The sequence below is a fragment of the Cyanobium sp. Lug-B genome (genome assembly GCF_024345635.1).
Classification (GTDB): Bacteria; Cyanobacteriota; Cyanobacteriia; order PCC-6307; family Cyanobiaceae; genus Cyanobium; species Cyanobium minutissimum.
Map to the genome: position 1 here is coordinate 1 of NZ_JAGQBM010000108.1, position 5,636 is coordinate 5,636.

At 73.0% G+C, this 5,636-nt stretch carries 6 protein-coding genes and 1 pseudogene; 5 read left to right on the forward strand and 2 right to left on the reverse strand.

The window, feature by feature from the left end; all coding sequences use genetic code 11:
* The 5 genes and pseudogenes from KBY81_RS16250 to KBY81_RS16270 all read left to right on the forward strand — a co-directional run.
* Window positions 1-674: pseudogene (locus KBY81_RS16250) on the forward strand (glycosyl transferase family 39); the annotation flags it as partial.
* Window positions 674-1,336: a phosphatase PAP2 family protein gene (locus KBY81_RS16565; RefSeq protein WP_261357332.1), complete on the forward strand. Its 663-nt coding sequence runs from the start codon at window positions 674-676 to the stop codon at window positions 1,334-1,336. The pseudogene KBY81_RS16250 and the gene KBY81_RS16565, both read left to right, overlap by 1 nt.
* Window positions 1,333-1,734, forward strand: coding sequence for a DUF1824 family protein (locus KBY81_RS16260; RefSeq protein WP_106221292.1), 402 nt, complete (start codon window positions 1,333-1,335; stop codon window positions 1,732-1,734). Before KBY81_RS16565 ends, KBY81_RS16260 begins: the two co-directional genes overlap by 4 nt.
* 107 nt (window positions 1,735-1,841) lie before the next feature.
* The gene (hemC, locus tag KBY81_RS16265) at window positions 1,842-2,795 is read left to right on the forward strand and encodes a hydroxymethylbilane synthase (RefSeq protein WP_106221290.1); all 954 of its coding nucleotides are present in this window, start codon (window positions 1,842-1,844) and stop codon (window positions 2,793-2,795) included.
* A complete protein-coding gene (locus KBY81_RS16270) occupies window positions 2,770-4,830 on the forward strand; it encodes a chloride channel protein (protein WP_254977066.1) in 2,061 nt (686 codons plus the stop codon). The genes hemC and KBY81_RS16270 overlap by 26 nt, the downstream gene beginning before the upstream one ends.
* Here the strand turns inward: KBY81_RS16270 and KBY81_RS16275 are convergent.
* A complete protein-coding gene (locus tag KBY81_RS16275) occupies window positions 4,776-4,946 on the reverse strand; it encodes a hypothetical protein (protein ID WP_015107769.1) in 171 nt (56 codons plus the stop codon). The genes KBY81_RS16270 and KBY81_RS16275 overlap by 55 nt on opposite strands.
* Before the next feature lie 147 nt (window positions 4,947-5,093).
* Entirely contained in the window at window positions 5,094-5,636 is a 543-nt protein-coding gene (locus tag KBY81_RS16280) for a L,D-transpeptidase (RefSeq protein ID WP_254977067.1), read from the reverse strand.

Below are 5,636 nucleotides of genomic sequence, written 5' to 3' on the forward strand. Positions count from 1 at the left end.
CGGCCTCGGCCACCCCGGCCCTGGCCCCGGCCGCCCCGGGCCGGACCGGGGTGCGGATCGCCGCGGGCTTCGAGGTGCTGCTGCTGGCCGCCATGGCCGTGGCGGCCGCCCTGGCCCCGGCCTGGGTGGCGGGGGATCCCGCCTATCCGGAGTTCGGCGCGGCCCTGTCGCGCTCGGGCCTGCCCCTGGTGCTCTCGGTGTGTCTGGGGCTGACGGCCCTGGCCCTGCTGGTGCTGCTGCTGCGGCCCAAGGCCACCGACTGGCTGTGGCTGCCCAGCCTGGCTGGCTTCCTGGCGGTGCTCGGCCTGGTGATCGCCCCCCTCGCCCCCCTGCTGGACCGCGAGCGTCAGGTGCCCCTGCGCCAGATGGCCCGCACCGCCCAGGCCGCCGCCCGGCCCGAGGAGCCGTTGCTGATCGTCGGAACCCTGCGCTACAGCCTGCTGTTCTACGGCGAGCCGGAGGCCGTCTTCGTCTCCGACCGCCACCACATCAACCAGCTGGCCGTGCAGGGCCCCGCCGCCCTTGCTCTGTCGCCGGGGAGTCGTTCGGTGCGCCTGGTGGGCGACCGCCGCGATCTGGAGGCCCTGGCCCTGCCCCCGCAGGGGATCGAGCGGCTGGCCCGCACCGGCGAGCTGGCCCTCTGGCGGGTGCCCCGCCACCACCTGGTGCCGTGATGGGGTTCCACCTGCTGCCACGGGAGAGGATCCTGCTGCCCGGCTGCCTGATCGTGCTGGTGGGGCTGTTCGTGGCGGTGGCCCCGGGCCGGCCCCTGGCCCTGCTTGACGCGGCCGTCCTGGACTGGCTGGGCAACCACTTCCACGGCCTGGTGGGCGGGGTCCTGACCCAGGTGTACCGGGCGACCGGTGTCGGCTTCACCGCCGTCCTGGTGGCGATGGCCCTGGTCCACCTGCTGCGGCGGCGCTGGTGGAAGGACCTGCGCCTGCTGGTGATGGCCACCGGGGGCATCCTGATCCTGGTGGATCTGGTGTTCAAGCCCCTGTTCAGCCGCCAGCGCCCGCCGGGCAGCCTGCTGCCGCTGGATGGCCACAGCTTCCCCAGCGGCCATGCCGCCGGGGCCGTGGCTTTCTACTTCGCCATGGTGGTGATCCTGGGATCCCACCATCCGCAGCTGCGGCGCACCCTGGCGGTGGTGGCCTGCGCCCTGGTGGGTCTGGTCTGGCTCAGCACCCTCTATGTGCGGGCCCACTGGCCCACGGATCTGCTGGCGGGTGCCGCCGTCGGGCTGGCCTGGCTGACGGTGTGCCTGGCCTGCTGGCGCGATCCGCCCACCGCCGACCCCCAGAGTGGAACGGCCCGACCGCTGCGATCCCCTTGACCACCGACCTCCCCAGCTCCGGACTGGCCGCTCTGCGGGGCCTGCGCACCGCCCCGGCCCTCGACGGCGAGGGAAGCCTCCTGCTGCGCCAGGAGCTCACCCCCCGCCTGCAGGCCTGTGAGTGGTTCACGATCGGGATCATGGCGCCCTCGGCGGCGGCGGCCCTGACGGCCCTGCGGCAGCTGGAGGAGGCCCAGGGCTGGACGGCCCTGCAGCCGGGGGAACCCGGCGCAGCGGAGACCGGCCCGGTGTTCCTCAAGGGCAACCAGCGCACGGGTCTGTTGCATCTGCGCCTTGAGGAGGGACTCGGCGAGGGGATCCTGATCACCGGCCATGGCGCCGCCGATCCGGAGGCCGAGGATACGTGGGGGCCCCTGCCCCTGGATCTGTTCGCCTGATCCCATCAGCTGATCACGTTCCGTCCGCGGGCTGGGGACCGGGACGGGCCGATGCCTAGGCTGGGCGGCTGTTGCCTGGCAGCGGTCGCTGCCGCCCGAAGCCGCCGATGACCAGCTCCACCCTGCGCATCGCTTCCCGCCGCAGCCAGCTGGCCATGGTCCAGACCCACTGGGTGCGGGATGAGCTCTCCCGCGCCCATCCCGGGCTGGCGATCACGATCGAGGCGATGGCCACCCAGGGGGACAAGATTCTCGATGTGGCCCTGGCCAAGATCGGCGACAAGGGCCTGTTCACCAAGGAACTGGAGGCCCAGATGCTGGTCGACCGGGCCGACATCGCCGTCCACAGCCTCAAGGACCTGCCCACCAACCTCCCCGAGGGCCTGATCCTGGGCTGCATCACCGAGCGGGAGGACCCGGCCGATGCCCTGGTGGTGCATGAACGGCACCGGGACCGCACCCTGGCCACCCTGCCCGAGGGCAGCGTGGTGGGCACCAGCTCCCTGCGCCGCCTGGCCCAGCTGCGTCACCACTACCCCCACCTGGTGTTCAAGGATGTGCGGGGCAACGTGATCACCCGGCTGGAGAAGCTCGACGCCGGCGTCTATGACTGCCTGATCCTGGCGGCGGCCGGCCTCACCCGCCTCGGCCTGGGCGATCGCATCCACGAGCTGATCGACCCCGCCATCTCGCTCCATGCCGTGGGCCAGGGGGCCCTGGGCATCGAATGCCGTGACGGCGACACGGCCGTGCTCGAGACGATCGCCGTGCTGGAGCACCAGCCCACCGCCCGCCGCTGCCTGGCGGAGCGGGCCTTCCTGCGCAGCCTGGAGGGCGGCTGCCAGGTGCCCATCGGCGTCAACACCCACTTCGAGGCCGACGAGCTCGTGCTCACCGGCATGGTGGCCAGCATCGACGGTCAGCGCCTGCTGCGCGAGAGCTGCCGTGGCCCCGCCAGCGATCCCGAGGCGATCGGGGTGGCGCTGGCGGGCACGTTGCGGTCCCAGGGGGCCGGGGAGATCCTGGAGGAGATCTTTGCCAGCGTCCGCCCCGAAAGCTGAGGCCTCCGGTCCTCGGGCCTCCGGTCCCCGGACCTCCGGGGCCGAAGCCGACCTGCGGGGTCTGCCCTTCCAGTGGAACCTGCTGGCCTGGGCGGCCCTGGTCGGCACCCTGACGGGCCTGGCGGTGGTGGCGTTCCACGAGCTGCTGGGCTTCATCAACAACTTCCTGTTCGGCCCGTTCGTGGAGGGGCTGCTGGTGATCGGGCGCTCCTCGCCCGCCACCCCCGCCGACCTGCCGCCGATCGACCTGCCGCCGCTGGCCCCCGACAGCGGCACCCCCCTGCGGGCCCTGCTCCAGCTCGGGCTCGACGGCATCGGCCTGCTGGCGGCGGCACCGCCGCCGCCCCCGCTCCCCGAACCCCCGCCCATCAGCCTGCCCACCCCGCCGGACTGGCTGGCCCTCTGGCCCGTGGTGGTGGTGCCGACCCTCGGCGGCCTGGCGGTGGGTCTGCTGCGCCATGTGGCCGGGAGCATCGGTCCGGGTCTGTCGAGCCTGATGGCCATCGCCGACGGCCGCCAGGCGGGCGAGCCGCGCCTGCCCTGGCTGCGGCTGGTGGCGGCCTCCCTGAGCCTGGGCAGCGGCGCCTCCCTCGGCCCCGAAGGCCCCAGCGTCGAAGGCGGCGGCAACATCGGCCTCTGGGTGGCCCTGCGGGGCCGCCTCTCCCCCCAGGCCCAGAAGGCCCTGGTGGGGGCCGGGGTGGCGGCGGGCCTGGCGGCCGGCTTCAAGGCCCCCATCGCCGGGGTGTTCTTCGCCTTCGAGGGCAGCTACAGCGCCATCCCGGGCCGCCCCAGCCTGCGGGCGGTCCTGGTGGCGGCGGTGGCCTCGGCCCTGGTCACCCAGCTGTGCCTCGGCGACACGCCGATCCTGCGCCTGCCCGCCTATGAGGTGCGCTCCCCGCTGGAGCTTCCCCTCTACCTGGGGCTGGGGCTGCTGGCCAGTCTGATGTCGTGGCTGCTGATCCGCCTGCTGGCCGCCGGCCGCGACGAGCGGGTCCAGGCCGTGGTGCGGCGGTTGCCGCCGGGGCTGCCCACGGCCCTGGGCGGGGCGGCCCTCGGCGGGATGGCCCTGGTGTTCCCCCAGGTGCTCGGGGTCGGCTACGACACGATCGAAGCCCTGCTGGGTCGGGACGGCGGTATCCCCCTGCTCACGCTGGTGGCCCTGATCGGCGTCAAGCTGGTGGCCACCACCGTCAGCAACGCCACGGGCTTCGTGGGGGGCGGGTTCGCCCCCTCCCTGTTCCTGGGGGCGGTGCTGGGCAGCTGTTACGGCCAGGCGCTGGGCAGCGGCGGCCTGAACCTGCCGGTGGCCGAACCCCCCGCCTACGCCATGGTCGGCATGGCGGCGGTGCTGGCCGGCAGCGCCCGGGCGCCGCTCACCGCCCTGCTGCTGCTGTTCGAGCTCACCCGGGACATCCGCATCGTGCTGCCGCTGATGGCGGCGGCCGGCCTCAGCGCCGCCCTGGTGGAGCGCTGGCAGGGCATTCAGGATCCGGGCCTGATGGGACCGGATCCCCAGGAGGAGCGTCGCCGCGGCGAGCTGGCGGCCATTCCGGTGGAGGAGGCCTTCGACCCGGAGGCGCCGCTGGTGCTGCCGGCCGCCATGGCGGCCTCAGCGGCCCTGGCCCGGCTGATCGACAGCCATGGCCATTGCCTGCTGGTGGAGCGGGCCGGTCTGGCCCTGGGGCTGGTGACGATCGGGGACCTGCAGCGCGGCCTCGCCTCCGACCTCAGCCGTTCGCAGGCGCCTTGCCTCGAGGATTGTCTGCGAACCGACCTGGTCTGGCTGCCGGCCGGGGTGCATCTGGACCGGCTTGAAGACCAGCTCAGGCCCAATGGCCTGCGGCAGCTGCCGGTCTTCGCGGTGCCGGAGGGAGCGGGGGGCCATCTGCCCCATGGTCTGCCCCCCGGGGGGCTCGCCGTCGAGCTGCTGCGGGGGGTGGCCAGCCGCGACGGCATGGCCCGGGCCCTGGCCCGGCGCCTTCAGGCGGCTTCGGAGCGGCCCTCCATCAACGCCTCGGCGACGGGATCAACCTGAGAGAGGAGACCCAGAATCCGCTGCAGGTCCAGTTCGGAGAGCTCACCGTCATGGCCCCACTTCAGCGACGTGCTGTTGAGCTGGTCGGTGGTGGGTTCGTGAGTGGAATCGAACATGGGAGGGAATTCGGCGGTTCTGGAGCGCGCCGCTGTTGATCGAGTTTCAAGACATTAGGTGTTTGCACCGAGACATCAAACCCTTCCTGAACAATCTCCAGAATCTCTTCGGTCGCTCCCGGTGTTGCCGCAATCGCCCTTCGGCGCTCAGGGTTTGACCACAACCGGTGTGCCCACCTCCACCTGGTCAAACAGGGCGCGGACATGGGGCGTGAGCATCCGGACACAGCCGTTGGTGACGGCGGAGCGGGAGGTGACGGTCCAGGCCCAGGCGCTCGGGGTGCCGTGGATGCCGTACTGGTTGGGGCCGCTGCGCTTGAAGCCGATCCAGCGGTCGCCGAGGGGGCCATTGGGGCCCTTGGTGGGGCTGATCTTGCCGCTCACCGTGCTCTGGTACTGGGGGTTGACCACCTTGGTCTCCACCAGGAAGCGCCCCTTGGGGGTGGGGGTGCGGGCGTCGCCGATGGCCACGGGCCAGCTGCCCAGCACCTTGCCGTTGTCCCGCAGGCTGATCGTGCGCTTGCCCAGCTCCAGCACGATCTCACGGGTGCTGGTGACGGTGGCCTTGGCCGGAGCCGGGGCAGGGGCCGGACCCGGGGCGGCGGTGGCGGGGGTCGCCACGGCGGGAGCTGTCGCAGCGGGGGCCGCCACGGCGGGGGCGACCGCAGCAGGGATCGCCGGGACCGTCAC

What these genes read in the sequence shown, in the direction of transcription:
- KBY81_RS16565 (WP_261357332.1), top strand. Translation starts at nt 674, where the DNA reads ATGGGGTTCCACCTGCTGCCACGGGAGAGGATCCTGCTGCCCGGCTGC.
- hemC (WP_106221290.1), top strand. Translation starts at nt 1,842, where the DNA reads ATGACCAGCTCCACCCTGCGCATCGCTTCCCGCCGCAGCCAGCTGGCC.
- KBY81_RS16275 (WP_015107769.1), bottom strand. Translation starts at nt 4,946, where the DNA reads ATGTTCGATTCCACTCACGAACCCACCACCGACCAGCTCAACAGCACG.